Origin of the sequence: Azoarcus sp. TTM-91, from assembly GCF_012911025.1 — a bacterium.
Taxonomy (GTDB): Bacteria; Pseudomonadota; Gammaproteobacteria; order Burkholderiales; family Rhodocyclaceae; genus Azoarcus.
In genome coordinates this window covers 22,949-49,876 of sequence record NZ_WUEI01000029.1, presented here as the reverse complement: position 1 = coordinate 49,876, position 26,928 = coordinate 22,949, and the positions used below count along the sequence as shown (strand labels likewise).

Here is a 26,928-nt window from a genome sequence, read left to right as displayed (position 1 = left end):
CCCTTGGCCCTGTGGTACGCCAGCGCTACCTTCAGCGCCGTATCAACCGCCTCTGACCCCGAGTTGGTGAAGAAGACCCGGTCCAGATCGCCCGGAGCCAGAACGCTCAATTGCTCCGCCAGGGCAACCGCCTTGTCGTTGGTAGCTTGGAAACCCAGCGCATAATCCAGCGTAGCCACCTGAGATTGAACCGCAGCAACGATGCGCGGATGACAGTGCCCCAGACCAGAAGTCCACAGCCCAGAGAAACCATCCAGCAATTCATCACCCGCACTGGTTTGGTAGTAGTGACCGCTAGCTGCTCGAATAACCCTGGGCGACTTCCAGAACGCCCTGTTGGCGGTATAGGGAAGCCAGAAAGCATGCGCCGGATTCATAGCCGCAGTCTCAGTTCCAGAAATAGATGACTGGATGCTAGCTGCGGAAATGAAGGCGCGAAACCACACAGAGGGAAACGGTCCGAAGCATCCGGCTTCGGCATCTGTCCAAAGGGAGAGCAGCTGACTCGATCTACCGCAATCGGCAGAATATGCTTGAGGGCCCCAAGAAGGAAACCCAACAGACAGATAGCAAAAAGCCAGCCCCGCTGAAAACGAGACTGGCTTTTTTAAACTTCACAGCCATAGTAAAGCGTGAAGTTTTATTTGGGGCGACATACCGGAATCGAACCGGTGACACCTGGAGCCACAATCCAGTGCTCTACCAACTGAGCTAATGCCGCCACTACTCATTTGATTCGACTTTTTGAGTCGAACCCGAAACCTATCTGGCCTGCCCGGCAGGACTCGAACCTGCAACCCCCGGCTTAGAAGGCCGGTGCTCTATCCGGTTGAGCTACGGGCAGATTCCCGCGGGCAATCGGAGTGAGCTGGTCGGGGTGGAGGGATTCGAACCCCCGACATCTTGCTCCCAAAGCAAGCGCGCTACCGGACTGCGCTACACCCCGAGAGACGCGGACTATACAGAGTCTCCACAGGCGCGTCAAATCTTGTTCGTACTATTTTCACTATTTTCATCGTCGTACACCCACACTGCCATCGGCATACTGCTTGCGACGTTGAAGCGTTTTCTGCTATTAAATTGCATCGCACAATGCACCCCACGGAAGGCTACGCCATGCCCGATGACGCCCTTCACAGGCAATTCCCCGTCTATATCCCTTCCCCGGGCGAGGAATACATGAGTGCAAAGCAGATCTCGCATTTCCGCGATGCACTCACTAACCTCAAGAACGAGTTGTCTGCCGACATAGAGCGGACGGTACAAACTCTGCAAGCCGAACCAGCCACCTTTGCCGACCCCAACGACAGAGCCACCCAGGAATCGGAGTTGGCACTCGAATTGCGCAATCGGGACCGGGAACGTCGCCTCATCAAGAAGATAGACGAGGCTCTCGCCCGCATCGAGGCGGGAGAGTACGGTTACTGTGACAGCTGCGGCGTGGAAATCGGCCTGAAGCGGCTGGAAGCCCGCCCTACCGCCACGCTCTGTATCGACTGCAAGACCTTGGAAGAGATGCGGGAGCGCCAGCTCGGAAAATAGGCAGGAGCCAAGATCAGGGAATCTGGAGCAATAAAAAAGGACGCCCTTGAGCGTCCCTTTTCTGTACAGCTAAGGCAATCAGCCAGCGTTCTCACTCAGCAGCGCCTTCATGCTCAGACGAATCTTGCCGCGCTCGTCCGTCTCCAGCACCTTCACACGCACGCTCTGGCCTTCCTTCACGTAGTCAGAGACGTTATTGACGCGTTCATTGGCGATCTGGGAAACATGCAGCAGGCCATCGCGACCAGGCAGGATGTTGACGATGGCGCCGAAGTCCAGCAGGCGCACAACCGTCCCTTCATATACCTTGCCAACTTCGACCTCCGCCGTGATCTGCTCGATACGTTCCTTGGCCTTCTGGGCACCTTCGGCGGACACCGACGAGATCGTGATGTTACCGTCGTCCTCAATCTCGATGATGGTGCCAGTCTCTTCCTGAAGACCGCGGATCACGGCGCCGCCCTTGCCGATCACGTCACGGATCTTCTCCGGATTGATCTTCATGTTGAGCATGCGGGGCGCGTACTCGGAAACCTCGACGCGGGCACCACCTTGCGCCTGCTTCATCAAACCGAGGATGTGCATGCGGCCCTCCTGAGCCTGGCTCAGCGCAACCTGCATGATCTCCTTGGTGATGCCCTGGATCTTGATGTCCATCTGCAGCGCGGTGACGCCGTTTTCGGTGCCCGCCACCTTGAAGTCCATATCGCCGAGATGGTCCTCGTCACCAAGAATGTCGGTCAGAACCGCGAACCGGTTGCCGTCCTTGATCAAGCCCATCGCAATGCCCGCAACGTGGTTCTTCATCGGCACGCCGGCATCCATGAGCGCCAGCGAACCGCCGCAGACGGACGCCATGGAGCTGGATCCATTGGACTCGGTAATCTCCGACACCACGCGGATGGTGTAGCCGAAGTCCTCGTCCTTAGGCAGCATCGCGACCAGAGCGCGCTTCGCGAGGCGGCCGTGACCGATCTCGCGGCGCTTGGTTACACCGAAACGCCCCGTCTCACCGGTGGAGTACGGCGGAAAGTTGTAGTGCAACATGAAGCGCTCTTTGTACTCGCCAGCGATAGCATCGATGATCTGCTCGTCGCGGCCAGTCCCCAGGGTCGCTACCACCAGGGCCTGGGTCTCCCCACGGGTAAACAGCGCTGAGCCATGGGTACGCGGCAGCACGCCGACGCGGATCTCGATCGGCCGTACGGTGCGGGTGTCACGGCCGTCGATACGCGGTTCGCCGTTCAGGATGCGGCTGCGGACGATTTCGGACTCGAGGTTGAAGAAGATGTCCTTCACTTCGTTATCGGACGGCGGCACATCCAGCCCTTGCGCCAGCGCAGCCGTCAGTTCCTTGCGGATCTCGCCCAGACGTTCGGTACGGGCTTGCTTGCTGGTAATGCGGAAAGCTTCCTCAACTTTGGCTCGCGCCAGTTCGGAAACACGGCTGATCAGCGCCTCGTTGCGCGGCGCGGGCTGCCAGTTCCATTCGGGCTTGCCGGCCACTTCCACCAGTTCGTTGATGGCCTGGATCGCGGCCTGCATCTGCTCATGGCCGAAAACCACGGCGCCTAGCATGACTTGCTCGGGCAACTCATCCGCTTCGGACTCAACCATCAGCACCGCCGCCTCAGTACCCGCGACGACCAGGTTCAACTGGCTGGCCTTGGTCTGACTGGTCGTCGGGTTAAGCAGGTACTGGCCGTCGGCGTAACCAACACGGGCTGCACCGATCGGACCGTCGAACGGAATACCGGAAATCGCCAGTGCAGCCGACGCCGCCAGCATTGCCGGAATGTCACCATCCACTTCTGGATTCAGCGACAGGACGGTGACGATGACCTGGACTTCGTTATAAAAACCTTCGGGAAACAGCGGACGGATCGGCCGGTCGATCAGTCGCGAGGTCAGGGTTTCCTTCTCGGTGGGCCGGCCTTCACGCTTGAAGAAGCCGCCCGGGATACGGCCCGCGGCATAGAACTTCTCGACGTAATCGACCGTCAGGGGGAAAAAGTCCTGACCCGGCTTGGCATCCTTGGCGGCAACGACCGTGGCCAGAACCACGGTCTCGTCCATGTTGACGATGACAGCACCACCTGCCTGACGGGCAACCTCACCCGTCTCCAGGGTGACCGTATGAGCGCCGTAGGTAAAAGTTTTCTTGATCGCGGTAGGCAAGGGGATTTCCTTTTATTCAGTGAGAGCAGCGAACAACAACTGCGAACATGTGCGCAACCAGACGCCAGAAACGACAAAGCCGGCGCGGCCCTTGTTGGGCTCGCCCGGCTTTGCTGGCTTAAGCCGCCGTTTCAGGCGCTGACGGTCGCGTCACGGCCGGCTTTGCTTACTTGCGCAGCCCCAGGCGCTCGATCAGGGCGCGATAGGAGTCGGCGTTGGTGCGCTTCAGGTAGTCCAGCAGCTTGCGGCGCTGGCTGACCATCTTCAGCAGACCACGACGGGAGTGGTGGTCCTTGCCATGCTCCTTGAAGTGGCCGGTCAGACCATTGATGCGGGTGGTCAGCAGGGCAACCTGAACTTCCGGCGAGCCGGTGTCGCCAGGGGCGCGCTGGTAATCGGAAACGACTTGCGCCTTGGTAGCGGTATCGAGAGCCATGTGCGTATTTACTCTTTTCGTTCTGCCAATCAGAAGCGGCGGATTATACCTAACGCCGCGCGGGAAACTCAATCAATATCACGTACTTTGAGTAGATGTCGCTGTGGCAATGAGGCGTTTAGGCCACAATTTTCCATCCACTTTCCATTCAGCTAGCCCGAGGAAGTCCGAGGGGCCATAGAGTCGGCAACAAGTCCCCACCTCCCCGGCCAGCGCGAGCGGCCTTCCCTGCAAGACGGCGGCCGCCTGCTCAGCAGTCAGGAACATCGCCGGGAAGTGCTGCACCAGCTTGTCCGCCGCCTGAAGATGAAGGTCGCGCATCTCCGGCGCATCACCCTGCTCCAGACAATGCAGCGTAACGGCATCCTCGACCGAGAATGCGCCGATGCGGCTCCTGCGCAGTGCGGACAAATGCGCCCCACATCCCAGCACGACCCCGATGTCCATCGCCAGGCTGCGGATGTATGTACCCTTGCTGCAGTCGACCTCGATCGTGAATTCGGCAGCCGAAAACGACTTCAGCTCAAGCCTGTGGATATGCACCACCCTGGCTTCGCGCTCCAGTTCGACTCCGGCACGAGCGTACTCGTAGAGCGGCTTGCCATCACGCTTCAAGGCAGAATACATGGGCGGGATCTGCCGGATCTCGCCCCTGAACCCCGCCAGCGCCTGCAGCAGGCGAGCCTCTGAAACATCCACCGGATGGGTACGCACAACCTTACCGTCTGCGTCACCAGTATCAGTCTCCACACCAAGGACTACCGTTGCCAGATACGTCTTATCCGCATCCAGCAGCATCTGCGAGAACTTGGTCGCTTCACCGAAGGTCAGCGGCAACAAGCCCGTCGCCATTGGATCCAGGGTTCCGGTATGACCGGCCTTGGCTGCGTTGAGCAGCCGCCGCGCGGTCTGCAGCGCGGCATTGGAGGTCAGGCCCTTGGGCTTGTCGAGCAGGAGCACACCGTCAACGGCGCGCCTTACGATCTTGCGCTGCACAGCCATTTCCATCGAACGCCCGACCAGTTCAGGCGTCGTCCTCATCGCGGTGACGCGCTTCGTCATCCTTCACCGTCTCGTCGATGAGACGGGAGAGGCGGGTCCCCTCCTCCACCGAACGGTCGTAGTGAAAGTGCAGCTCGGGGATGGTGTGAATGCGGATCCTCCGCCCCAGCTCCCGCCGCAGGAAGCCGCTGGCACGCCGCAGCCCCTGCAGGATTTCGGGCACGCTTTCCTCACCCGTCATCGAGGTGAAAAACACCTTCGCGTGAGCGTAATCCGGTGTGATTTCGACATCGGTGAGGGTGATGAACCCGACACGCGGGTCCTTCACCTCCAGCCGGATCAGCTCGGCCAGCTCGCGGCGGATCTGCTCCACCACGCGCTGGCTGCGGGAGTATTCCTTAGGCATCGATCAGAGCGTCCGTGCGACTTCCTTGATCTCGAAGACCTCAAGCTGGTCGCCTTCCTGGATGTCGTTGTAGTTCTTGAGCTGGAGACCGCATTCGTAACCGAACTTGACCTCCTTGACGTCATCCTTGAAGCGCTTGAGCGAATCCAGCTCGCCACTCCACACCACCACGTTGTTGCGCAACAGGCGGGCAGAAGAGTTGCGCTTGACCACGCCTTCAAGCACATAGCAACCCGCCACCGAACCCACCTTGGAGATGGTGAAGACCTGGCGGATCTCGACCAGACCGATGACCTCTTCGCGCTTCTCTGGCGCCAGCATGCCGGACAACGCCGCCTTTACCTCATCCACCGCGTCGTAGATGATGTTGTAGTAGCGGATATCCACGCCGAAGGTCTCGGCCAGCTTGCGGGCACCGGCATCGGCGCGGGTGTTGAAGCCGACGATGACCGCTCCGGACGCTTGCGCGAGGTTCACATCCGACTCGGAAATTGCCCCCACCGCACCGTGGATGACGTTGACTCGCACCTCGTCGGTGGAGAGCTTGTTGAGCGCGTGGACCAGCGCCTCCTGCGAGCCCTGCACGTCCGCCTTGACGATGAGCGCCAGGCTCTTGACCTCGCCCTCCGCCATCTGCTCGAACATGCTTTCGAGCTTCGCCGCCTGCTGGCGGGCCAGCTTGACGTCGCGGAACTTGCCCTGGCGGAACAGCGCGATTTCGCGAGCCTTCTTCTCGTCGGCCAGCGCAATCGCCTCATCACCCGCAGCCGGCACATCCGACAGGCCAAGGATCTCGACCGGAATGGACGGCCCCGCCTCGTCGATCGGCTTGCCATTTTCGTCCAGCATCGCGCGGATGCGGCCGAAAGTCGCACCGACCAGCAGCACGTCCCCCTTGCGCAGGGTGCCGGATTGCACCAGCAACGAGGCCACCGGGCCGCGGCCCTTGTCCAGACGGGCCTCCACGATCAAGCCCTTGGCTGGGGTATCGACCGGAGCGGTCAACTCCAGCACTTCAGCCTGCAACAACACGCTTTCCAGCAGCTGGTCGATACCGGCGCCGGTCTTGGCAGACACCGGGATGAACATCACGTCGCCACCGTACTCTTCCGGCACCACGCTTTCCGCCACCAGTTCCTGCTTCACGCGGTCGGGACTGGCGTCGGGCTTGTCGATCTTGTTGATCGCCACCACCAGGGGCACGCCGGCCGCCTTGGCGTGGTGAATGGCCTCGCGCGTCTGCGGCATCACGCCGTCGTCGGCAGCCACGACCAGGATCACGATGTCGGTCGCCTTCGCACCACGGGCACGCATGGCGGTGAACGCCTCGTGGCCCGGCGTATCCAGGAAGGTGATCACGCCACGCGGCGTTTCCACGTGGTAGGCACCGATGTGCTGGGTAATGCCGCCAGCCTCGCCCGCCGCCACCTTGGCGCGACGGATGTAATCCAGAAGCGAGGTCTTGCCGTGGTCGACGTGGCCCATCACGGTAACCACCGGCGCGCGCGGCAACACCTCCGCGTTCTTGTGCTCGTCGTGCTCCTCCAGGAAGGCATCCGGATCATCCAGCTTGGCAGCCAGCGCCTTGTGGCCCAGTTCCTCGACGACGATCATCGCGGTTTCCTGGTCCAGCACCTGGTTGATGGTGACCATGGAGCCCATCTTCATCAGCACCTTGATGAGTTCGGTCGCCTTCACCGCCATCTTGTGGGCCAAGTCGGCCACGGTGATGGTCTCGGGCACATGGACTTCACGCACGATAGGTTCGCTGGGCGCCTGGAAGCTCTGGCGATCATCCTGGCCGCGACCATGGCGGCCCCCGCCCTTGGCGCCACGCCAGGCATTGCCGGCGCTCGCGCCGCCCACTTCGCCACGGGTCTTCAGGCCGCGGCGCTTGGCGCTTTCATTCTCCCGCGTGCCGCGCTTGACGTCCTTCGCGCCCTTGTCATCGGCCTTGGCCGGGCGATGCAAGGTACCCGTCGTCGGCTTGGCTGCAGTTGCAGCCGGCTTCGCAGCCTCTTCCTTGCGCTGGGCTTCGGCACGCACGCGAGCCTCTTCCTCCGCACGGCGCGCTTCGGCGGCAGCCTTGGCGGCAGCGTCGCGTTGCTGGCGGGCCCGCAGGTCTGCTGCCTGGCGCTCCTGCAACTGACGATGGCGATTGGCCTCGCGCTCGCGTGCAGCGATTTCCTCTTCGCTCAGCAACTCGGTAATGGAAACCGGCTTGCGAGATGCAACCGGCTCGGCAGTGGTGGCAGCTTCCTTCATCTCTTCCTCAGCCGGCTGCTCGATCTTCTCGACCTCGACCGCCTCAACTACGGGAGCAGGCTCCGGCTCGGCGGGCGCGGCTTCCACCACCGGCTCGGGCTCAGGTTCCGGCTGCGCCTCTACCACCGGCACCTCCTCGATCACGGCCACCGGCTCCGGCAACTGCTCCTCCGCGACCACAGGCTCAAGGTTGCCGAGTTCCTCTTCGAGCACCGGAACGGCCTCGCCGCCCCCTGCATCGGCAAGCAGCTCATCGCGCTTGACGAAGGTGCGCTTCTTGCGGACCTCGACCTGCACCGTGCGCGCGCGCCCGGTCGAATCGGTGGCCCGGATCTCACTGGTCTGTTTGCGGGTCAGGGTAATCTTGCCCTTGGACTCGGTATCCCCATGCGCACGCCGGAGATATTCCAGCAGCCGAGCCTTGTCCTGTTCGGTCAGCAGGTCATTCGCACCCGCTTTCTCGACGCCGGCACGCTTCAACTGCTCGAGCAGCACCGCCGCCGGCATCTTCAGCTCGCCGGCAAACTGCGTCACGCTCATCTGTTCCATCAATGCCCTCCCGTCATTCCTCGAACCAGTGAGCGCGTGCTACGGAAATCAGCGCCTTGGCTCGTTCTTCGTCCATACCGGACATCTCGATCAGTTCATCGACCGCAAGGTCGGCGAGATCGTCGCGGGTTCGGATCCCCTTCTGCGCAAGCGCAGCTGCCAGCGACTTGTCCATCCCTTCGAGGCCGAGCAGATCGTCGGCAACGTTTTCCAGCTGTTCCTCGGTCACGATCGCTTCGGTCAGCAGCACATTGCGTGCGCGGTTGCGCAGTTCGTTGACCGTATCCTCGTCGAAGGCTTCGATCTCCAGCATTTCGGCCAGCGGCACATAGGCCACTTCCTCCAGCGAGGAGAAACCTTCATCGATCAGGATGTCGGCCAGTTCTTCGTCCACATCCAGCTTGGCAATGAAGAGGCTACGCAGCGCGGAACGTTCGTGCTCCGACTTCTCCGCCGACTCCTGCTCGCTCATCAGGTTGATCGTCCAGCCGGTGAGTTCGGACGCCAGCTTGACGTTCTGCCCGTTGCGGCCGATGGCGATGGCGAGGTTGTTCTCGTCCACCACCACATCCATCGCATGGGCCTCCTCATCCACCACGATCGAGACCACCTCGGCGGGCTGCAGCGCCGCGATCACGAACTGCGCCGGGTCCTGCGCCCAGACGATGATGTCGATCTGCTCGCCGCCGATCTCGTTGCGCACCGCCGTAACGCGCGAGCCACGCAGGCCGACGCAGGTGCCGATCGGGTCGATGCGCTGGTCGTTCGACTTGACGCCGATCTTGGCGCGCAGACCGGGATCACGGGCGCAAGCCTTGATCTCCAGCAGCCCATCTTCAATCTCGGGCACTTCGAGTTCGAACAGCTTCATGAGGAATTCGGGCGCGGTACGCGACAGGATCAGCTGCGGGCCACGGGCACCGCGGTCGATCTTCAGCAGATAGGCCTTGACCCGGTCGCCCACCCGCAGGTTCTCGCGCGGGATCTGCTGATCGCGCGGCAGCACTGCTTCCATGCGCCCCACTTCGATGATCGCGCTGCCACGCTCCATCCGCTTGATGGAGCCGGAGACGAGGAATTCCTTACGCTCCAGGAAGTCGTTCAGCACCTGCTCGCGCTCGGCATCGCGGATGCGCTGCAGGATCACCTGCTTGGCAGCCTGGGCGCCGATGCGGCCGAAATCGATCGGCTCTAGCGGCTCCTCGATGTAGTCGCCCAACTGGATGTCGGCACGGATTTCCCGGGCATCGATGATGCCCATCTCCGCCTCGTCGTTGGTGACTTCCTCGTCGGGCATCACCACCCAGCGGCGGAAGGATTCGTAGTCGCCGCTGTCGCGGTCGATGGTGACGCGGACGTCCGCGTCGTCATGAATACGTTTCTTGGTCGCGGAGGCGAGCGCCGACTCCAGGGCGGCGAACACGATGTCTTTGGCAACGTTCTTCTCGCGTGCCAGCGCATCCACAAGCAGCAAAATCTCGCGGCTCATTTCAGGAAAACCTCCACATCCACGGTCTCAAAATTTGGGAACAAGGCGTGCTTTCTCGATTTCGTCGAAGGGAATGAGGACCTCGCCCTTGTCGGTGGTGAGCACAACTGCGCCATCGCGCAGCCCGTTCAGCACGCCGGCAAAATTCCTCTGGTTGTTGATCGGCAGGGAGGCGCGCAACTGGATTTCCTGGCCGGCGAAACGCTCGAAATCAGCCTTCTTCTTCAGCGGCCGATCCAACCCAGGAGAAGAAACCTCCAGGCGGTCGTAGTCGACATTCTCGACCTCGAACACGCGGGTCAGTTGATTGCTCACCGTGGCACAGTCATCAACCGTGATGCCACGCTCTATGTCGATGAACACCCGCAGCAGCCGGCCTTTCGGAGAAAGCTCGAAATCCACCAGCTCGAACCCGAGTCCGCTGACAACTTGTTCGATGAGACTGACGATATCTACCCGCATGTCCAATCCACGCCACAAATAAAAAATGGGCGAAACGCCCATTCCTGTCGTTACAACCGGAGTGACGGAAAGCGCCAGAAAGCCAGCTTTCCAAACTGCTCCCGTCAAAGCCTTTGGATTATAGCGCTGAATCCAGCTCTCCAGCAAACCTGGCCAATGCGCACGGCGTGCGGCCCGGCAGAACGCTCGCTGGAATCAGCGGGGCTTCTGCACGGTTCGATGCAGCTTCGGCGGTTTCTTGTCCCGCTTCTGCTGCTGATTCTGGGCAGGAGGCGGCAGCCCCGCCAAGGCACAGGCATCCGCCTCGGCCATCTCCATCCACATGCCGCGCTTCAGGCGCGCCGGCAGTTCGACCGGACCGTAGCGCACCCGCATCAGCCGGCTCACAGTCAGGCCGACCGCTTCGAACATGCGCCGCACCTCGCGATTGCGACCTTCGGAGATCGTCACCCGGTACCAATGGTTCGCGCCCTCGCCGCCCGCATCCTGCAGCGAATTGAAGCGTGCCGGGCCATCGTCGAGCTGGACGCCGTCGATCAGGCCCTGGGCCTGTTCCTCATCCAATTGGCCAAGCAGACGGACCGCGTACTCGCGATCCAGCTCGTATCGCGGATGCATCAGCTTGTTCGCCAGATCGCCATCATTGGTGAATAGCAACAGGCCCGACGTGTTGAAGTCCAGCCGCCCCACCGCCAGCCAGCGCCCTTTGCGCAACAAGGGCAGCCGCTCGAACACCGTGGGCCGGCCTTCCGGGTCGTCGCGGGAAACGATTTCGCCTTCAGGCTTGTGATAGATAAGCACCCGCGGCGTGCGTTGGGTAAAGCGCAAGGGAATCAGCTTGCCGTTGAGCTTCACCCGGTCGCCCGGGCCGATCTTCTGGCCAAGGGCCGCCGGCAGGCCATTCACCGAGATCCGGCCGGCCATCACCAGTTCCTCGATTTCGCGACGAGAGGCTACACCCGCCTGGGCCAGCACCTTCTGCAGGCGCTCCGGTTCAGAGAAGGTCGGCGCCACCGTCGGCCCGCCCTGACGACGCGGCTGGGGCCTTCTGGGCGATGCGCCATCCGGGCGCCCCAGCGCGGACTGGTGGGCATCCGGGCGCAGCCTGCTGGTGTCATCCTCCCCCACTTCCTCGCGGCGCGAAGCCGGGGCAGCCTGGGGCTTATTCTTCTGGGGTGGCCGCAGCGGCCGCTTCGATTTGCGTGGTGTCGACAAGATCCATGATCCTTTCGATTTCGGTCAGGGCCGGCAACTCGGTCAAGCTGCGCAGCCCCATGTCGTCCAGGAAACGGCGGGTGGTGGCGAAGAGCTCGGGACGCCCGGGGGTGTCCCGGTGTCCGACCACATCGATCCAGCCACGCGATTCCAGGGTTTTCAATATGTTCGATGAAACGGCGACACCGCGGGTGTCCTCGATGTCGCCCCGCGTCACCGGCTGCCGGTAGGCGATGATCGCCAGTGTTTCCATCACCGCCCGGGAATAGCGCGGCGGTTTTTCTTCTTTCAGCCTGTCCAGGTAGACCTGGTACTCAGGGCGGGTCTGGAAGCGCCAGCCGCCAGCCAGTTGCACCAGTTCAACGCCGCGCTCCGCAGCAGCCCACTCGGCGCGCAATTCATCCAGCAGCCTGCGCACCAGGTCTGCCCCCGGATCCTCGCTGAACAGGCGACGCAGTTCGCCCACCGGCAGCGGCGCCGGCGCGGCGAGCAAGGCGGCTTCAATCACCCGCTTGTACTGCTCAGGCGTCGTCTCGAGATCCATCGGCCAGCTTTACGTAGATAGGTGCAAACGCCTCGTTCTGCGTCACATGCACGAGCTTTTCCTTCACCAGCTCCAGCACCGCCAGGAAACTGACGACCAGGCCGGCGGGCCCCAGCGCATGATCGAACAGGGTGTCGAACACCACGAAGGCGCCGTCCCCCAGTTTTCTCAGGATCGCAGTCATGTGCTCACGCACCGAAAGCTGCTCGCGGCCCACACGGTGATGCTGGGTCAGGCGGGCCTTCTTCATGATGCGCAGCCAGGCCACCTGCAGATCGTGCAGGCTGACCTCGGGCAGACGCTCCACCACTTTCTCGGCAACGAAAACGCTGATCCACTCGAAATCGCGTTCCGCCCGCGGCAGGGTATCCAGCCGCGCCGCTGCCATCTTCATCTGCTCGTATTCCAGCAGGCGCCGTACCAGTTCCGCGCGCGGATCAAGCTCTTCTTCGGCTTCCCGTGCGGGCCGCGGCAGCAGCATGCGCGATTTGATCTCCAGCAACATCGCCGCCATCAGCAGGTATTCGGCGGCCAGCTCCAGATTGGTCGCCCGCATCACCTCCACATACTCCAGGTACTGGCCGGTCAGCGGCGCCATCTGGATGTCGAGGATGTTCAGGTTGGCCTTGCGGATCAGGTAGAGCAACAGATCCAGCGGCCCCTCGAAGGCTTCGAGGAACACCTCCAGCGCATCCGGCGGAATATACAGATCTTTGGGCAGTTCGAGCAGGGGCTCGCCGTACAGGCGCGCGACCGCCTCCTTCTCCTCCGGGCTCTCGACCGGCGCCAGCTCCAGCGGAAGGTTCATCCGTGGCCTGCCCTCAGATGCCGAGCACGCTGGCGAGGAACATCCGGCTCAGCGCGACGATGGGCCACAGAATGGTCCACAGCACGCCGGTGAACAGCAGCACCAGCAGTATCGGAAAGCCATAAGGTTCCACCCGCGCGTAACGCCAGGCCAGCTTGTTCGGCAGCAGGCTGACGGCGATCCGCCCGCCGTCCAGCGGCGGGAGCGGCAGCAGGTTCAGCGCCATCAGCACCAGGTTGATCTGCATGCCCGCATCCGCCATCTTCATCATGGGAACGGTATAGCTGCTCTGCGGGAGGCTCACCGCAAACTTGAACAGCAAGCCCCAGCCGACGGCCATCAGCAGATTCACGAAGGGCCCGGCGGCGGCCACCCACAGCATGTCGGCCTTGGGTTTGCGCAGGCGACCGAAATTCACCGGCACCGGCTTCGCCCAGCCGAACAGCATGCCGCCACCGCCGAACAGCGTGGTCACCGCCAGGATGGCGACCGGCACCACCACGGTCCCTAGGGGGTCGATGTGCTGCAGGGGGTTGAGGGTGATGCGCCCGGCGAGCTCCGCGGTGGGGTCTCCGAAATAGCGTGCCACGTAACCGTGAGCCGCCTCGTGCAGCGTGATCGCGAGCACCACGGGCAACGCCCAGATGGCCAGCATGGAGATCAGCTCATTCATGGCATGCCTGGCGGGAAAGGGCGCGGATTCTAGCAGAGCGCCCCATCAATCCGCCTCCAGGCCAAAGGGCGCCAGGTCCCCCTGGCCCGCGCGGACCAGTTCGGGGACGCCCGAGGTGAGATCGATCACCGACGTCGCCCCCGGGCCACAGGGGCCAGCCTCTATGACCAGATCCACCTGCTTCTCCAATCGCTCGCGGATTTCCTCCGGATCGGTGAGCGGCAGGGTTTCACCCGGCAGCAGCAGCGTGGAGGTCAGCAGCGGCTCGTCCAGTTCTTCCAGCAAGGCGGCTACCACCACATGCTCCGGCACCCGCAGGCCCAGAGTCTTGCGTTTGGGATGCAAGACCCGCCGCGGCAGCTCCTTTGTGCCTTCGAGGATGAAGGTATACGGACCAGGCGTGACAGCCTTCAGCAGGCGGTACTGGCTGTTGTCCACCCTTGCGTACTTCGCGATCTCAGACAGATCGCGGCACATCAGGGTGAATTGATGGCGTTCGTCGACGCCACGGATGCGCCGGATGCGTTCCAGCAGCGCCGCGTCTCCGGTATGGCCGCCGAGTGCGTAGGCGGAATCGGTAGGGAAAGCCACCAGGCCGCCGCTGCGCATGATCTCCGCCGCCTGGCGAATGAGCCTGGGCTGAGGTTGTTCCGGGTGCAGGGTGAAGAACTGAGCCATTGTTGTCCTGAATTTGTAGCGGTCAGAGCAGCCGGGACCATACCGGGAGAAGGTCCGGGGGCAAGGGGTTGCAGCGCCCGACATCCACCGGGCTTTCCTTCTCGCCGTGGAAATCGGAGGCACGGGAGGCAAGCAGATTGCGTCGGCGCGCAAGGCTGGCGAAGCGCAGCATCTCCTCCTCCGTGTGCGCGCCTGACACCACTTCCACCGCCTCCCCGCCCGCGGCGGCGAAACTGTCGAACAAGGCGTCCATGTCGGCGCCGGACAACCGGTAGCGCGCCGGATGGGCTACAACGGCAATGCCGCCCGCCTGGCAGATCCAGCCCACGGCCTCCTGCAGGCTTGCCCATTCGTGCTCAACGAAACCCGGCTTGCCGCGCACCAGGTAGTGATCGAACACCGTCTTCACGTCCGGCATCACGCCACTGGCCACCAGGAAGCGGGCGAAATGCGCCCGGCTGACGAGATCCGGGTTGCGCGCAAACCGCCTGGCGCCTGCGAGGGCATCACTGATGCCCGCCGCGGCGAGTGCCTCGCCCATGCTGCGGGCCCGCTGATCGCGCCCCGACCGGACCTGGCGGAGACCATTGCGCAAGGCCGGCGCCTCCGGATCGATGCCCAGGCCGACGATATGTATGGTCTCCGCCTTAAAGCTCACAGAGATCTCGACACCGGGCACGAAGCGGATGCCGGCTTCCCGCGCGGCCTCGGCCGCCTCGGCGAGGCCGCCAAGTTCGTCGTGGTCGGTCAGCGCCAGCAGCTCGACGCCATTGGCCGCGGCCCGGCGCACTACCGCAGCCGGCTCCAGCCAGCCATCCGAACGGGTCGAATGGCAATGCAGATCAGCATTCATTGTTTTCACAGGATCCGTTTTGCAGCTAAATGCCATTACGACAGCAAAAAGGCTTCGGCGATCCTTGCGACAGTCTCGGCCTGGTGATGATGCAGGTTGTGGCCAGCATCCGGGATGCGCTCCAGCCGCAGGTCGCGAAAGCACCTCAGGGCAGCCAGGTGCTGCTCGTCATCCACGCCGATGCGGCGCCGCAACTCGGGCTCCAGCGGCTCCACCATCAGCACCGGCGCACTACATCGCCGCCAGCAAGCTTCAGCCTCGGCACGGCGATATAGCACCGGATTCACCCGGCGATGCACCGGATCCCCCGCCATGCGGAATCCGCCTTCGCCATCCTCCACCCCGACATGCTCCGCCAGCCAGGCGGCGCGCTGTGGAGACAAACGGGAATCGTTGTACAACAGGCGTTCCGCCAGCGCGCCCCGGTCCGGGTAGGAGCGGAAGGAAACCGGCGCCCCCAACTCGGCCAGCCATTTCTCGTAGCGGCCGGGCGCTTCCTCGGCCGGCCTGTCGACCAAACCGAAGGCATCCAGTGCCACTATCCGCTCGACCCGCCCGGGGCGGATGCCCGCATACATCAGCGCCACGTTGCCGCCCATGCTGTGACCAAGCAGGCGTACCCGGCCGTCGGGCTGGAAGTGGTGCAGAAGCACGTCCAGGTCGGCGAAATAGTCGGGGAACCAGTAAACATCGCCACCGCCCCAGCCGCTGGCGCCGAAGCCCCGCCAGTCGGGGGCAATCACGTGCCAGTCCGAGACCAGGGCATCCACGATGAACTGGAAGGACGCGGAGGCGTCCATCCAGCCATGCAACATGAAGAGCTTGGGCGCGCCCTCCTCGCCCCACTCGCGGACGTGATAGCGCAGGCCGCGCACAGCAAGGAATTGACTGCGTGAAGGTTTCATCCGTGGAATGATAACAAAGCCTGGCAAGAGGCCCGGCGGCGCCCCAAACGCATGGTTGCCGCCCTTGGCGGAGCAATGCTATCGTCCGCCCGTCGCGCGGGAGAGAGCCCTTTCCCGAGAGCCGCCGAAGGCGTAACCCCCCGGGAACCGCTCAGGCAAAAGGACCGCGCGGGCAGCACAACTCTGGAGAGCGGTGCGGGCATTGAAGCATGCCGGCGCACCCACCGAAGGGGCACCCGCGGGGTAGCGGCGAACGCCGGCCGGCTGCGGAATCTCTCAGGTACAAGGACAGATGGGGGCGAAACCGGCGACCAGCCGGGCCGCCCCCTTTTTTCGTTTACATCGTGCCTGTCGGAGACTCGTCCATGAATGCCCCTGCCAGACTCACGCCCCTGCACGATCAACACCTCGCCGCCGGTGCCCGCATGGTGAATTTCGCTGGCTGGGACATGCCGGTGAACTACGGCTCCCAGATCGCCGAGCACCATGCGGTGCGCCGCAGGGCCGGCATGTTCGACGTCTCCCACATGCTGGCGCTGGACCTCACCGGCACCGACGCCACTCCCTTCCTGCGCCAGCTGCTCGCCAACGACGTGGCACGCCTGCGGCAACCGGGCAAGGCCCTCTACAGCTGCATGCTGAACAAGAACGGGGGCGTCATCGACGACCTCATCGTCTATCGCCTGGCCGATGACGACTACCGCCTGGTCGTCAACGCCGGCACCGCCGACAAAGACCTCGCGTGGATGCGCAGCCGCATCGCCGCGGCCGGCGCCAACGTCACCCTCCAGGGCCGGCGGGACCTGGCGATGATCGCGGTCCAGGGGCCGCAGGCCCGCGAACTGTTCGGCACCGCCCTGCCCCAGCTCCGCGAGGCCACCATGGTCCTCGCCCCTTTCGTCGGCACCCGGGTTGGCGAGGCCTTCATCGGCCGCACCGGCTACACCGGCGAAGACGGCCTGGAACTCGCCCTGCCTGCCGCCGAGGCAGCCACCGCCTGGCAGGCACTGGCCGCCGCCGGCATCGCCCCCTGCGGCCTGGGTGCCCGCGACACCCTGCGTCTCGAAGCCGGCATGAACCTCTACGGCCAGGACATGGACGAGAGCGTCAGCCCGCTGGATGCCGGCCTGGCCTGGACGGTGGACCTGCGCGACGAGAGCCGCGACTTCGTCGGCCGCGAGGCCCTCGCGCGCAATCCCGCAACCAAACGCCTGCTTGGCCTGGTACTCGAAGCACCCGGCGTGCTGCGTGCCCACATGCCGGTTCATACCGACGCCGGAGCCGGTGAAACCAGCAGCGGCAGCTTTTCGCCCACGCTGGAGAAGGCCATTGCCTTCGCCCGCCTGCCGCTGGATGTCGAGCCCGGCGACCGGGTCAGCGTGGATGTGCGCGGCAAGCTGCTGCCGGCCCGGGTGGTGAAACTGCCCTTCGTACGCAATGGCGAGGCGCTTATCTGAGCGACGCGCGATCGAAGCATCCCGTATCAACCCTTGCCTCTATTGGAGTTCCCATGAGCAACCTGCCCGATAACCTGAAGTATGCCGCCAGCCACGAATGGGTCCGCAGCGAAACGGACGGCACCCTCACCGTCGGCATCACCGACCATGCCCAGGAAGCGCTTGGCGACGTCGTCTTCCTGGAACTGCCGGAAGTCGGCCGCAAGGTCGCAGCCGGCGAAAGCTGCGCGGTCATCGAATCGGTGAAGGCGGCGTCCGACATCTACGCGCCGGTAAGCGGCGAGGTCGTCGCCAACAACAGCGCCGCGGTCGATGCGCCGGAGAGCGTGAACGCCGACGCCTACGCCACCTGGCTGTTCAAGCTCCGGCCGGACGCCCCCGCCCAGCTCGACGCCCTGCTGGACGCCGCAGGCTACAGCGCCTCCATCGCCGAGTAAGCCCTCCCCACGCCGGCCCGGCCGTGGCAGCGCGGCGGACCGGACGCCGCCGCGCAGTCAAACGTATATCGGATACGTCCCCATGGCCCACCCGCTCGCCGCCCAGTTCGACACCCCCCTAGCCCACTTGGGGCAGGAAGACGTCTTCGCCCGTCGCCACATCGGCCCGGACGCTGCCGAAATCGCCCGCATGTGCGCCGAGCTCGGCGTCGCCGACTTGGACGAGCTGATCGCCCAGACGGTGCCCGCCGACATCCGCCTGCAAGCGCCGCTGGATCTGCCCGCGGCGCTCACCGAACACCAGGCGCTGGAACGCCTGCGCGAGATCGCCAGCCGCAACCGGCCGAAGAAACCGCTGATCGGCCTGGGCTACTACGGCACGCTGACGCCGCCTGTCATCCAGCGCAACGTCTTCGAGAACCCCGGCTGGTACACCGCCTACACCCCTTACCAGGCGGAAATTGCCCAGGGACGGCTGGAGGCGCTGCTGAATTTCCAGCAGATGGTGAGTGATCTCACCGGCCTGGACCTCGCCAACGCCTCGCTGCTGGACGAGGCCACCGCCGCTGCCGAGGCGATGGCGATGGCCAGGCGCCTGTCCAAGGCCGACTCCTGCGCCTTCTTCGTAGACGAAAACTGCTTTCCGCAGACCGTGGACGTACTGCGCACCCGCGCCCAGGGTTTCGGCTTCGAGCTGATCGTCGGGCCGGCAAGCGAAGCCGCCCGCCATGCGGTATTCGGCGCCCTGTTCCAATACCCGGGCGTGGACGGCGGCATCCCTGAGCTGAGCCCCAGCCTCTCCGCACTGAAGGCAAACGGCGCCATCACTGCGGTCGCCAGCGACCTGATGGCGCTGGTGCTGCTGCAGCCGCCAGGCGCACTCGGCGCAGACATCGCCCTCGGATCGGCGCAGCGCTTCGGCGTGCCCATGGGCTACGGTGGACCGCATGCCGCCTTCTTCGCCACCCGTCAGGCCTACGTGCGCGCCATGCCGGGACGCATCATCGGCGTCTCCCGCGACAGCCGTGGCAAGCAGGCGCTGCGGATGACGCTGCAGACCCGGGAGCAGCACATCCGCCGGGAGAAGGCCAACTCCAACATCTGCACCTCGCAGGTGCTGCTGGCCAATATGGCTGCCTTCTACGCCATCTATCACGGCCCGGCCGGGCTGCAAGCCATTGCCGGCCGCATCCACCGCCTTGCCGGAATACTCGCCCTCGGCCTGCAGCAAGCAGGCTTCGAGTTGGGCTCGACCCACTTCTTCGACACCCTGGTGATCCGCAGTGGGACCCGCAGCAACGCGCTGCTCACCGCCTGCGAACAGGCCGGCTACACCCTGCGCCGGGTGTCGGACGAGGCCCTTGCCATCGCAGTCGATGAAACCGTCACCCTGGCCGACGTCGCTGCGCTGCTGAAGGTCTTCGGCGCTACTGCCGATGTCGCCACGCTGGACGCGCAGCGCAACGAAGACCGTTTCCTCCCCGCCGCCCTGTTGCGCACCGACGCCCCGCTTTCCCACCCGGTGTTCAACAGCCACCACGCCGAACACCAAATGCTGCGCTACCTCAAGCGCCTGCAAAACCGCGATCTGGCGCTGGACCACTCGATGATTCCGCTGGGCTCCTGCACCATGAAGCTGAACGCCGCCAGCGAGATGATGCCGGTGAGCTGGCCGGCCTTCGCCGCGCTCCATCCCTTCGCCCCGGCCGAACAGGCTGCCGGCTACCGTGACCTGATCGCCAGCCTGTCCGCCGCCCTGCGCGCGATCACCGGCTTCGACGCCATCAGCATGCAGCCCAACTCCGGCGCACAGGGCGAGTACGCTGGCCTCGTCGCCATCCGACGCTACCAGGCCAGCCGCGGCGAGACCCGGCGCGACGTCTGCCTGATCCCGCGCTCCGCTCACGGCACCAACCCGGCCACCGCGCAGATGTGCGGTATGCAAGTGGTGGTGGTCGATTGCGACCCGCAGGGCAACGTGGACCTGGCCGATCTGCGCGCCAAGCTCGCTCAGCACGCGGAGCGGCTCTCGGCGCTGATGATCACCTACCCCTCCACCCACGGCGTGTTCGAGGAGTCCATCCGCGAAATCTGCGAGTTGGTGCATGCCCACGGCGGCCAGGTCTACATGGACGGAGCCAACCTGAACGCCCAGGTGGGCCTGAGCGCCCCGGCGGCCATCGGCGCCGACGTCTCCCACATGAACCTGCACAAGACCTTCTGCATCCCCCACGGCGGCGGCGGGCCGGGCATGGGTCCCATCGGTGTCAAGGCTCACCTCGCGCCCTTCCTGCCCGACCATGTGCTGGCCGCCACCGGCGATGCCGCGCGTGCCAATCGCGGCCAGGGAGCCGTATCGGCTGCGCCTTTCGGCTCCGCCAGCATCCTGCCCATCTCCTGGATGTACATCGCCATGATGGGTGCAGACGGCCTGCGCCAGGCGAGCGCGGTCGCCATCCTCAACGCCAATTACATCGCCCATCGGCTGGCGCCGCACTACCCGGTGCTCTACACCGGCAGCCAGGGCCGCGTTGCCCACGAGTGCATTCTGGACATCCGGCCGCTGAAGGCGGCTTCCGGCATCAGCGAGGTGGACATCGCCAAGCGGCTGATGGACTACGGCTTCCATGCGCCGACCATGTCCTTCCCGGTTCCTGGCACCATCATGGTCGAGCCGACCGAGTCGGAGAGTCTGGGCGAGCTGGAACGCTTCATCGAGGCCATGATCTCCATCCGCCATGAGATCCGCGAAATCGAGAGCGGCGCCTGGCCAGCGGACGACAACCCTCTGCGCAACGCCCCGCACACCCAGGCAGACCTCGCCGACGACAGCTGGGCTCATCCCTACAGTCGCCGCGTTGCCGCTTTCCCCCTGCCCTGGATAGCCGACAACAAGTTCTGGCCGACTGTGAACCGGATCGACGACGTTTATGGCGATCGCAACCTGCAATGCAGTTGCCCGTCGCCGTCAGCCTACGGGGGCTGAGGCCGACTGCCTCCCGCCGCTGAAAACCGCATCGCTGCTCACTCCGGTTAGAATGCGCCGTCCTGCAATCAAGCCACGCCGAGGGCGTGGCTTTTTCATGCGCAGGGACGACGCAATTCCCCCAAGAGCCTACGCACAACACCCATGACTCAAGCACGTCCGTCCAACCGCAAGCTCTGGTACGCGCTCCTTTCCATTCATCTGCTCGTCCTCGCCGGACTGCTCGCCTGGGTCTTCCTGCAGACCCGCCCTGTCGCCATGCACGACCTGCATCTGGCCGAGGGGGAAAAGCTCAAGTGCGTTTCCTACGCGCCCTACCACCGGCCCGGGCAGACGCCCTTCGACCTAAAACTGGTCATCCCCAGGGAGCAGATCGCCGCCGACCTCGCCGCGCTGGCCAAGGTCACCGATTGCGTGCGGCTCTATGCCATCAACCAGGGGCTGGACGCGGTACCGGAGATTGCGCGGGAAGTCGGGCTGAAGGTATTGCTGGGCACCTGGATCGGCTTCGAGAAGGAAAAGAACGCGGTCGAACTCGACAGGGCGATCGAACTGGCCAACGCCAATGCCGACGTCGTCCGCGCGCTGATCGTAGGCAACGAGGTGCTGCTGCGACGGGAACGCACCGAGGACGAGATGCGGGCACTGATCGCCCACGCCAAGGCGCACGCCAAGGTGCCGGTCACCTATGCGGACGTCTGGGAGTTCTGGGTGCGGCACGACAGCTTGGCCAAGGAAGTGGACTTCGTCACGGTGCACATCCTGCCGTTCTGGGAGGACGAGCCCGTCGATATCGAACACGCCCTGGCCCACGTCGCCGATATCCGCCAACAGGTAGGTAAGCACTTCGCCGGCAAGCCCATCCTGATCGGCGAAACCGGCTGGCCCAGCGCCGGCCGGCAGCGCGAGGAATCGCTACCGTCGGCGGTCAATCAGGCGCGCTACATCCGCGAGTTCGTCCACCAGGCCCACGACCAGGGGTGGGACTACAACCTCATCGAAGCCATAGACCAGCCCTGGAAGCGGGCGCTCGAAGGCACTGTGGGTGGGTACTGGGGCATGCTGGATGCGACCCATCTACAGCCAAAATTCCCGCTTGCCGGACCGGTGCAGGAGCGCAGCAGCCTGCTGCCGCCGTTGGCGGGCGCGCTCATCGGTGCGACGCTCTGCCTGTTACTCGCCCTGCGCCATCGGGATGAGGACGCCGGGGTCCGGCTGGCGGCGCTCGCCGCCATCGGCGCGGTCGCTGGGCTTGTCGCGGTGCTTCATGCGGAGCACGCACTGCTCGCTTATCGCAATCCGCTCGAATGGGGCTTGCTCGGCGGTATCGCCGCGCTGGGCAGCCTGAGCGTGCTGCTGCTCACCCAATGGCGCGGGCAGCCCCTGCCCTCCGCCGCCCAGGCCTGGCGTATGCAGCGGGAGACCCCGCGGGCGATGGACTGCGCGGCCCGGTTGGGGTTGCTGCGCGGCGTATTGCTGTTTGCCGCCGCCATCGCCGCAACGCTGCTGTTCGCCGATCCGCGCTACCGCGACTTCCCGAGCCTGCTCTACCTCGTGCCCGCCTTGATGTTCGGCGCACTCAGCCTGCGTCAGGCTCAAGCCGCGAGGGCAGAACGCATATGCGCCGCCCTCGTCGCCGTCTGCGTGGTGCTGCGCTGGTCAAGCGAGCCTGCCAACCTCCAGGCGATCTGCTGGCTGATCACCGGCCTTGTCTTCGCCTTGCCGGTGCTGTTCAACGCCGCGGGCAAGGACCAGAAGGGATAACAAGGCACCGACTGCCGCATAGTCATAGCTGTAGAGCACCAGCCCTGCCAGGCCGATCAGCCAGCCTCCCCACGCCGCACGCCGGCATGAGAAGACAAAAGCCATTACGCCCAGAGCCAGACTCGTCCACCCCATGCGCTGTTGCAGAAAGGACTGCACCAGTGCCCACTTGAAGCCGCAGGCACTCCAGATGCTCTCGCCGTACGTGGCGCCACACTCATGCGGCAGCACGCCATTCTCGAGCAGGCCATACCGTGTTCCAAGCGCAGCGGCGAGAACCAGCAGCCCCAGCATCAGTACCGAACCCGGCACATATTTCAACAAACAATTACGGAGCACGTATCTTTTCCCTTACAAATCAGTTGCTCTAGACCGGCCACATGTCCTGTTGCAAATCGCGTTGCAACATTTTCCATAACAGCTTGAAATAACGAATAAAATGCGCCGCACATGGCTCATATGGCGAGCGTGAATTCTGTCACACCGGCAACGGTGAGTGGATTTCCGCGAGCGGGTGCGCATTCTGTCGCCAGCACGCTGCAATCGATGAACCATACTTGCAATCTCGGGCCAACGGCCCATTGATCGGACTAGAAGCGCCACATGAAAAACGCCGCCTCGCTTACCTATCGCCTGGCCATTGCGTTCGCCCTCGCCACCCTGGTCGCTTTCGCCCAGTACTGGATCTGGGAGCATTTCAACCGGGGTTCCGAGTTCATCGGCACCAACCAGAGCATCAAGGGTTATGCCTACAACGGTTTCCAGCGCGACCAGAGCCCGCTGCGTGGAACCTACCCCACCGCCGAACAGTTGGGTTCCGACCTGGACCTGCTGGGCAAATCCTCCTACGGCCTGCGGACCTACGGCATGCTCGACACGCCGGAACTGCTGGACCTCGCCGGCGACCGCGACCTGCTGGTCACCGCCGGCGCCTGGCTGGACCGGGACAAGGAGAAAAACGAGCGCGAGATCGCCGCGCTGATCGAGGCGGCGAAGAAGATGCGCCACGTCGAGCGCGTCATGGTCGGCAACGAGTCGGTGTTGCGAGGCGACGTCAGCATCCCCGAACTCATCGGCTATCTGGATCGCGTGCGCAAGGCGCTGCGCAAGCCGGTTTCCTCGGCCGAACCCTGGCACGTCTGGCTGCGTAATCCAGAACTGGTCAAGCATGTCGACTACATCACCGTGCATCTGCTGCCTTACCACGAGGGCGTACCGGTGGAAGCAGCCGTGGAATATGCCTTCCAGCGCTACGACGAACTGGTGAAGGCCTTCCCGAAGAAGAAGATCGTCATCGGTGAAATCGGCTGGCCCAGCCGTGGCCCGGTCATCGGCGCCGCAGTCCCCTCACTGGACAACGAAGCGCGTTTCATCCGCGAATTCCTGGCCGACCCGCGTACTCCGCGGCTGGACTACTTCATCATGGAAGCCATCGACCAGCCGTGGAAGGTGGATGTGGAAGGCTGGGCGGGCGCTTACTGGGGCATGTTCAATGCCGACCGGGAGCCCAAGTTCGCCCTCGAAGGCCTGGTGGAGCGCGATCCGCACTGGGCGAAGAAAGCAAGCAACGCCGGCGTGTTGGCCTTCTTGCCGATGTTCCTGGTCATTTTCTTTCTCAGCGACTGGAGCGTCTTCGGCCGGGTATTCCTCGCCGCACTGATCCAGGCCTGCGTTTCCACCCTCATCGTCGGCCTCAACGTTCCCGTCGATTACTACCTGACACAGCGCGATCTCGTCGGCCTGGCCTTGCTGATAGGCGCGACCGGCATGACGGCAGCGGTACTCCTGTCCCACGGCTTCGAGTTCGGCGAGATGCTGTTCAAGCAGAAATGGCAGCGCCGGTTCATGCCGCTGCCACCGCATGCATCCGACCAGCAGCCTTTCGTCTCCATCCACCTGGCCTGCTACAACGAACCGCCGGAGATGGTGATCGCCACCATCGATAGCCTGGCCAAGCTGGACTACAACAATTTTGAAGTCCTGATCCTGGACAACAACACCACCGACGAGGCGCTGTGGCGCCCGCTGGAGAAGCGTTGTGCCGAACTCGGCCCGCGCTTCCGCTTCTTCCACCTGGAGAACTGGCCGGGCTTCAAGGCTGGCGCGCTGAATTACGGCCTGAAGATGACCGATCCGCGAGCCGAGGTCGTGGGCGTGGTAGATGCCGACTACGTGGTCGATCCGGAGTGGCTGGCCGCGCTGATTCCGCACTTCGACAAGGCGGACGTCGCCGTCGTCCAAGCGCCGCAAGCCCACCGCGACTGGGAGAACCAACCCTTCCGCCGCATGTGCAACTGGGAGTTCGACGGCTTCTTCCGCATCGGCATGCACCATCGCAACGAGCGCAACGCCCTGATCCAGCACGGCACCATGACCTTGGTTCGCCGGCTGGCACTGGAAGAGGTAGGTGGCTGGTCCGAATGGTGCATCTGCGAGGACACTGAACTGGGCCTGCGCCTGATCGAGAAGGGCTACGACACCCGCTATGTGGACCACATCATGGGCCGGGGGCTGACGCCGTCCGACTTCGCCGCGATCAAGAGCCAGCGCTTCCGCTGGGCTTTCGGCGCGATGCAGATCCTGAAGGCTCACCTGCCGCAAATGCTGGGCCGCAGCAACCTCAACCTGGCGCAGCGCTACCACTTTCTCACCGGCTGGTTCGCCTGGTTCGGCGACGCGCTGCAACTCGTCTTCGCCTTCGGCAGCCTGGCGTGGACGTTGGGCATCCTAGCCTTCCCCAAATCCTTCGGTCTGCCGGTTACGGCGCTGGCCATGCCTATCCTCGGCTTCATGGCCTTCAAGGCGGCGTTGGGGCCCATCCTCTACCGCCGCACCATGGACTGCCCGTGGAAGGACATCCTCGGCGCCTCGGTGCTGTCGGTGGGACTCGCCCATGCCATTGCCCGCGGCGTATTTACCGGCCTGGTGAAGAAGAAGGGCGTGTTTGTGCGCACGCCCAAGGGCTGGCGTGCCCAAGGAGCCCTCGCCTTCTTCGGCCCCATCCGGGAGGAGATCGGCATGCTGGTCGCCCTGCTACTGGCCGCCTTCTCTCTGGTCGCCCTGCGCGGAGCCAACGACCTGGAAACCCAGTTGTGGGTGGGCATCCTCTGCCTGCAGTGCATTCCCTACGTCGCCGCCATCGCGTGCCAGATCGCGGCCTACATGCCCGAAAAGCCAATGCCTGCCCAAGCCCCGGGCGGCATCGTCGGCAAGCTGGAAACCGGCAAGAGCTGAGGTGCCCCTGTGCTGAAAGGGAAAGGGCCATGCCCTCGCGGGCATGGCCCTTTTGCATGCGGGCTGATTCCCGGCATCAAGGCACGAAGGGTAGCCGGATCTCATGGCTGCGATGCGCTCCGGCAGTCATCGCCCTGCACTCCTCCAGAAAGGTACGTATAGCCGCGGTGTGGTACTTGCCCTTGTGCCAGGCGAACTGGAAACAACGTTCGAGGTCCAGCTCCGGGGTCTCCAGCGGCACCAAGCTGCCGCGGCGGAACGCGTCCCGCAGCGCGAGCCGAGAGATGCAACCTATGCCCAACCCGCTTTCCACTGCTCTTTTAACCGCCTCGGTATGCTCCAGTTCCAGCCTGACAGTCATGCCATGTTTGGCGCGACGTAGTGCCTGCTCGAGGGTTTCCCGGGTGCCCGACCCGCGCTCGCGCAGAATCCAGTGCTCGTCCGCCAGTTCGGCCAGGCTCGCGGTCTTGTGCTTGGCAAGCGGATGGGACGGCGCGCAGAAGACCACGAGTTCGTCCTCCACCCACGGCGCGACTTCAACCTCCGGATCGCTGACTGCGCCTTCGACCAGTCCGATGTCGATCTCGTAACGGGCGACCAGGCCGACAATGGTAGCCGTGTTATGCACCTGAAGCTGAACGCGGCTTTCAGGGTGACGCTGCAGGAAATTGGCCGCGATCAGGGGAACAAGGTAGTTGCCAACCGTCAGCGTCGCCCCCACCTTCAGACTGCCTAGGCCGCGCTCGCCGCTCAAAAGTGCTTCGATCTCCTGCGCGCGGTCCAGCAACTCCACCGCCCGCGGCAGCAGCAGCCGGCCCTGTTCGTTCAGCTTCAGGCGGCGGCCATGGCGGTCAAAAAGCCGCTGATCGAACTGATTCTCCAGTTCCGCCAAGGCATTGCTAGTCGCCGACTGGGAAAGGCTGAGGGCCTCCGCAGCGCGGGAAACGTTCTCGTTGCGGGCAATGGCCACGAAGGCCTCGAGTTGGCGCAGGGTGTATCGCATATTCACCGAACTTATTAGCTTTATAGAAATTATCCAACTAAT

The 26,928-nt window shown here is 64.0% G+C and carries 23 protein-coding genes, 3 tRNA genes and 1 riboswitch; of the genes, 6 read left to right on the top strand and 20 right to left on the bottom strand.

All coding sequences use genetic code 11. The features are described from left to right. The 4 genes from GRF61_RS10695 to GRF61_RS10680 all read right to left on the bottom strand — a co-directional run. Nucleotides 1–377, bottom strand: a 377-nt coding sequence (locus GRF61_RS10695) for an aminotransferase class III-fold pyridoxal phosphate-dependent enzyme (RefSeq protein ID WP_169150637.1), incomplete at its 3' end; no start/stop codon positions are given. A gap of 268 nt (nt 378–645) precedes the next feature. Continuing rightward, nucleotides 646–721, bottom strand: a tRNA-His gene (locus GRF61_RS10690). Between the two features lie 46 nt (nt 722–767). After that, a tRNA-Arg gene (locus GRF61_RS10685) sits at nt 768–844 on the bottom strand. A gap of 25 nt (nt 845–869) precedes the next feature. Continuing rightward, nucleotides 870–946 (bottom strand) — tRNA-Pro (locus GRF61_RS10680). Nucleotides 947–1,116: 170 nt separating this feature from the next. On the opposite strand from GRF61_RS10680, the gene dksA reads away from it, so the two are divergent. Continuing rightward, complete coding sequence (gene dksA / locus GRF61_RS10675) at nt 1,117–1,542, top strand: RNA polymerase-binding protein DksA (RefSeq protein WP_169150636.1); 426 nt, start codon at nt 1,117–1,119, stop codon at nt 1,540–1,542. Nucleotides 1,543–1,620: 78 nt separating this feature from the next. Here dksA and pnp read toward each other — a convergent pair whose 3' ends face one another. From pnp to GRF61_RS10605, 14 genes are all read right to left on the bottom strand, one after another. Beyond that, nucleotides 1,621–3,720, bottom strand: a complete 2,100-nt coding sequence (gene pnp, locus GRF61_RS10670; protein ID WP_169150635.1) for a polyribonucleotide nucleotidyltransferase — start codon at nt 3,718–3,720, stop codon at nt 1,621–1,623. A 166-nt stretch (nt 3,721–3,886) separates the two neighbouring features. After that, a complete protein-coding gene (gene rpsO, locus GRF61_RS10665; protein ID WP_133587120.1) occupies nt 3,887–4,156 on the bottom strand; it encodes a 30S ribosomal protein S15 in 270 nt (89 codons plus the stop codon). Between the two features lie 78 nt (nt 4,157–4,234). Further along, nucleotides 4,235–5,164, bottom strand: a complete 930-nt coding sequence (gene truB / locus GRF61_RS10660) for a tRNA pseudouridine(55) synthase TruB (protein WP_211165887.1) — start codon at nt 5,162–5,164, stop codon at nt 4,235–4,237. Nucleotides 5,165–5,180: 16 nt separating this feature from the next. Beyond that, the gene (gene rbfA, locus GRF61_RS10655; RefSeq protein ID WP_133587124.1) at nt 5,181–5,564 is read right to left on the bottom strand and encodes a 30S ribosome-binding factor RbfA; all 384 of its coding nucleotides are present in this window, start codon (nt 5,562–5,564) and stop codon (nt 5,181–5,183) included. Nucleotides 5,565–5,567: 3 nt separating this feature from the next. After that, a complete protein-coding gene (infB, locus tag GRF61_RS10650) occupies nt 5,568–8,378 on the bottom strand; it encodes a translation initiation factor IF-2 (RefSeq protein ID WP_169150633.1) in 2,811 nt (936 codons plus the stop codon). A gap of 13 nt (nt 8,379–8,391) precedes the next feature. Next, nucleotides 8,392–9,867, bottom strand: coding sequence for a transcription termination factor NusA (nusA, locus tag GRF61_RS10645; protein WP_169150632.1), 1,476 nt, complete (start codon nt 9,865–9,867; stop codon nt 8,392–8,394). 27 nt (nt 9,868–9,894) lie between these two features. Continuing rightward, on the bottom strand, nt 9,895–10,329 hold the full coding sequence (rimP, locus tag GRF61_RS10640) for a ribosome maturation factor RimP (RefSeq protein ID WP_169150642.1): 435 nt from the start codon (nt 10,327–10,329) through the stop codon (nt 9,895–9,897). A gap of 195 nt (nt 10,330–10,524) precedes the next feature. Then, complete coding sequence (gene rluB, locus GRF61_RS10635) at nt 10,525–11,544, bottom strand: 23S rRNA pseudouridine(2605) synthase RluB (protein ID WP_169150631.1); 1,020 nt, start codon at nt 11,542–11,544, stop codon at nt 10,525–10,527. Beyond that, nucleotides 11,492–12,088, bottom strand: a complete 597-nt coding sequence (gene scpB, locus GRF61_RS10630; protein WP_169150630.1) for an SMC-Scp complex subunit ScpB — start codon at nt 12,086–12,088, stop codon at nt 11,492–11,494. The genes rluB and scpB overlap by 53 nt, the downstream gene beginning before the upstream one ends. Further along, entirely contained in the window at nt 12,066–12,896 is an 831-nt protein-coding gene (locus GRF61_RS10625) for a ScpA family protein (RefSeq protein ID WP_169150629.1), read from the bottom strand. The genes scpB and GRF61_RS10625 overlap by 23 nt, the downstream gene beginning before the upstream one ends. A 13-nt stretch (nt 12,897–12,909) precedes the next feature. Beyond that, nucleotides 12,910–13,569: a site-2 protease family protein gene (locus tag GRF61_RS10620; RefSeq protein ID WP_169150628.1), complete on the bottom strand. Its 660-nt coding sequence runs from the start codon at nt 13,567–13,569 to the stop codon at nt 12,910–12,912. Nucleotides 13,570–13,614: 45 nt separating this feature from the next. After that, nucleotides 13,615–14,247, bottom strand: a complete 633-nt coding sequence (locus tag GRF61_RS10615; RefSeq protein ID WP_169150627.1) for an L-threonylcarbamoyladenylate synthase — start codon at nt 14,245–14,247, stop codon at nt 13,615–13,617. Between the two features lie 22 nt (nt 14,248–14,269). Beyond that, complete coding sequence (locus tag GRF61_RS10610) at nt 14,270–15,100, bottom strand: 3',5'-nucleoside bisphosphate phosphatase (RefSeq protein ID WP_211165885.1); 831 nt, start codon at nt 15,098–15,100, stop codon at nt 14,270–14,272. Between the two features lie 35 nt (nt 15,101–15,135). Beyond that, nucleotides 15,136–16,005 (bottom strand): alpha/beta hydrolase, encoded by an 870-nt coding sequence (locus GRF61_RS10605; RefSeq protein WP_169150625.1) that lies wholly within the window; start codon nt 16,003–16,005, stop codon nt 15,136–15,138. Nucleotides 16,006–16,092: 87 nt separating this feature from the next. Next, nucleotides 16,093–16,182, top strand: a riboswitch (glycine riboswitch). Nucleotides 16,183–16,370: 188 nt separating this feature from the next. Between GRF61_RS10605 and gcvT the strand changes: the two genes are divergently transcribed. From gcvT to GRF61_RS10585, 4 genes are all read left to right on the top strand, one after another. Further along, entirely contained in the window at nt 16,371–17,462 is a 1,092-nt protein-coding gene (gcvT, locus tag GRF61_RS10600; RefSeq protein WP_169150624.1) for a glycine cleavage system aminomethyltransferase GcvT, read from the top strand. 53 nt (nt 17,463–17,515) lie between these two features. Further along, nucleotides 17,516–17,899 carry a glycine cleavage system protein GcvH gene (gene gcvH, locus GRF61_RS10595; RefSeq protein ID WP_169150623.1) on the top strand — a complete coding sequence of 128 codons (384 nt, stop codon included), beginning with the start codon at nt 17,516–17,518 and terminating at the stop codon, nt 17,897–17,899. Nucleotides 17,900–17,981: 82 nt separating this feature from the next. Further along, on the top strand, nt 17,982–20,885 hold the full coding sequence (gene gcvP / locus GRF61_RS10590; protein ID WP_169150622.1) for an aminomethyl-transferring glycine dehydrogenase: 2,904 nt from the start codon (nt 17,982–17,984) through the stop codon (nt 20,883–20,885). A 144-nt stretch (nt 20,886–21,029) separates the two neighbouring features. Continuing rightward, entirely contained in the window at nt 21,030–22,649 is a 1,620-nt protein-coding gene (locus GRF61_RS10585; protein ID WP_169150621.1) for a beta-1,6-glucan synthase, read from the top strand. On the opposite strand, the gene GRF61_RS10580 is transcribed toward GRF61_RS10585, so the two are convergent. Beyond that, nucleotides 22,545–22,988, bottom strand: coding sequence for a hypothetical protein (locus GRF61_RS10580; protein WP_348982381.1), 444 nt, complete (start codon nt 22,986–22,988; stop codon nt 22,545–22,547). The genes GRF61_RS10585 and GRF61_RS10580 overlap by 105 nt on opposite strands. 264 nt (nt 22,989–23,252) lie before the next feature. Here GRF61_RS10580 and GRF61_RS10575 point away from each other — a divergent pair, with 264 nt between their 5' ends. Beyond that, the gene (locus tag GRF61_RS10575) at nt 23,253–25,883 is read left to right on the top strand and encodes a glycosyltransferase (RefSeq protein ID WP_169150620.1); all 2,631 of its coding nucleotides are present in this window, start codon (nt 23,253–23,255) and stop codon (nt 25,881–25,883) included. A gap of 76 nt (nt 25,884–25,959) precedes the next feature. Here the strand turns inward: GRF61_RS10575 and GRF61_RS10570 are convergent, their stop codons facing one another. Then, nucleotides 25,960–26,886 carry a LysR family transcriptional regulator gene (locus GRF61_RS10570; RefSeq protein WP_169150619.1) on the bottom strand — a complete coding sequence of 309 codons (927 nt, stop codon included), beginning with the start codon at nt 26,884–26,886 and terminating at the stop codon, nt 25,960–25,962. Nucleotides 26,887–26,928 lie beyond the last annotated feature (42 nt).

Coding starts and splice junctions, on each gene's coding strand:
- dksA (WP_169150636.1), top strand. CDS start 1,117: ATGCCCGATGACGCCCTTCACAGGCAATTCCCCGTCTATATCCCTTCC.
- rpsO (WP_133587120.1), bottom strand. CDS start 4,156: ATGGCTCTCGATACCGCTACCAAGGCGCAAGTCGTTTCCGATTACCAG.
- truB (WP_211165887.1), bottom strand. CDS start 5,164: ATGGAAATGGCTGTGCAGCGCAAGATCGTAAGGCGCGCCGTTGACGGT.
- rbfA (WP_133587124.1), bottom strand. CDS start 5,564: ATGCCTAAGGAATACTCCCGCAGCCAGCGCGTGGTGGAGCAGATCCGC.
- infB (WP_169150633.1), bottom strand. CDS start 8,378: ATGGAACAGATGAGCGTGACGCAGTTTGCCGGCGAGCTGAAGATGCCG.
- nusA (WP_169150632.1), bottom strand. CDS start 9,867: ATGAGCCGCGAGATTTTGCTGCTTGTGGATGCGCTGGCACGCGAGAAG.
- rimP (WP_169150642.1), bottom strand. CDS start 10,329: ATGCGGGTAGATATCGTCAGTCTCATCGAACAAGTTGTCAGCGGACTC.
- scpB (WP_169150630.1), bottom strand. CDS start 12,088: ATGGATCTCGAGACGACGCCTGAGCAGTACAAGCGGGTGATTGAAGCC.
- GRF61_RS10625 (WP_169150629.1), bottom strand. CDS start 12,896: ATGAACCTTCCGCTGGAGCTGGCGCCGGTCGAGAGCCCGGAGGAGAAG.
- GRF61_RS10620 (WP_169150628.1), bottom strand. CDS start 13,569: ATGAATGAGCTGATCTCCATGCTGGCCATCTGGGCGTTGCCCGTGGTG.
- GRF61_RS10615 (WP_169150627.1), bottom strand. CDS start 14,247: ATGGCTCAGTTCTTCACCCTGCACCCGGAACAACCTCAGCCCAGGCTC.
- GRF61_RS10610 (WP_211165885.1), bottom strand. CDS start 15,100: ATGAATGCTGATCTGCATTGCCATTCGACCCGTTCGGATGGCTGGCTG.
- GRF61_RS10605 (WP_169150625.1), bottom strand. CDS start 16,005: ATGAAACCTTCACGCAGTCAATTCCTTGCTGTGCGCGGCCTGCGCTAT.
- gcvT (WP_169150624.1), top strand. CDS start 16,371: ATGAATGCCCCTGCCAGACTCACGCCCCTGCACGATCAACACCTCGCC.
- gcvH (WP_169150623.1), top strand. CDS start 17,516: ATGAGCAACCTGCCCGATAACCTGAAGTATGCCGCCAGCCACGAATGG.
- gcvP (WP_169150622.1), top strand. CDS start 17,982: ATGGCCCACCCGCTCGCCGCCCAGTTCGACACCCCCCTAGCCCACTTG.
- GRF61_RS10585 (WP_169150621.1), top strand. CDS start 21,030: ATGACTCAAGCACGTCCGTCCAACCGCAAGCTCTGGTACGCGCTCCTT.
- GRF61_RS10575 (WP_169150620.1), top strand. CDS start 23,253: ATGAAAAACGCCGCCTCGCTTACCTATCGCCTGGCCATTGCGTTCGCC.
- GRF61_RS10570 (WP_169150619.1), bottom strand. CDS start 26,886: ATGCGATACACCCTGCGCCAACTCGAGGCCTTCGTGGCCATTGCCCGC.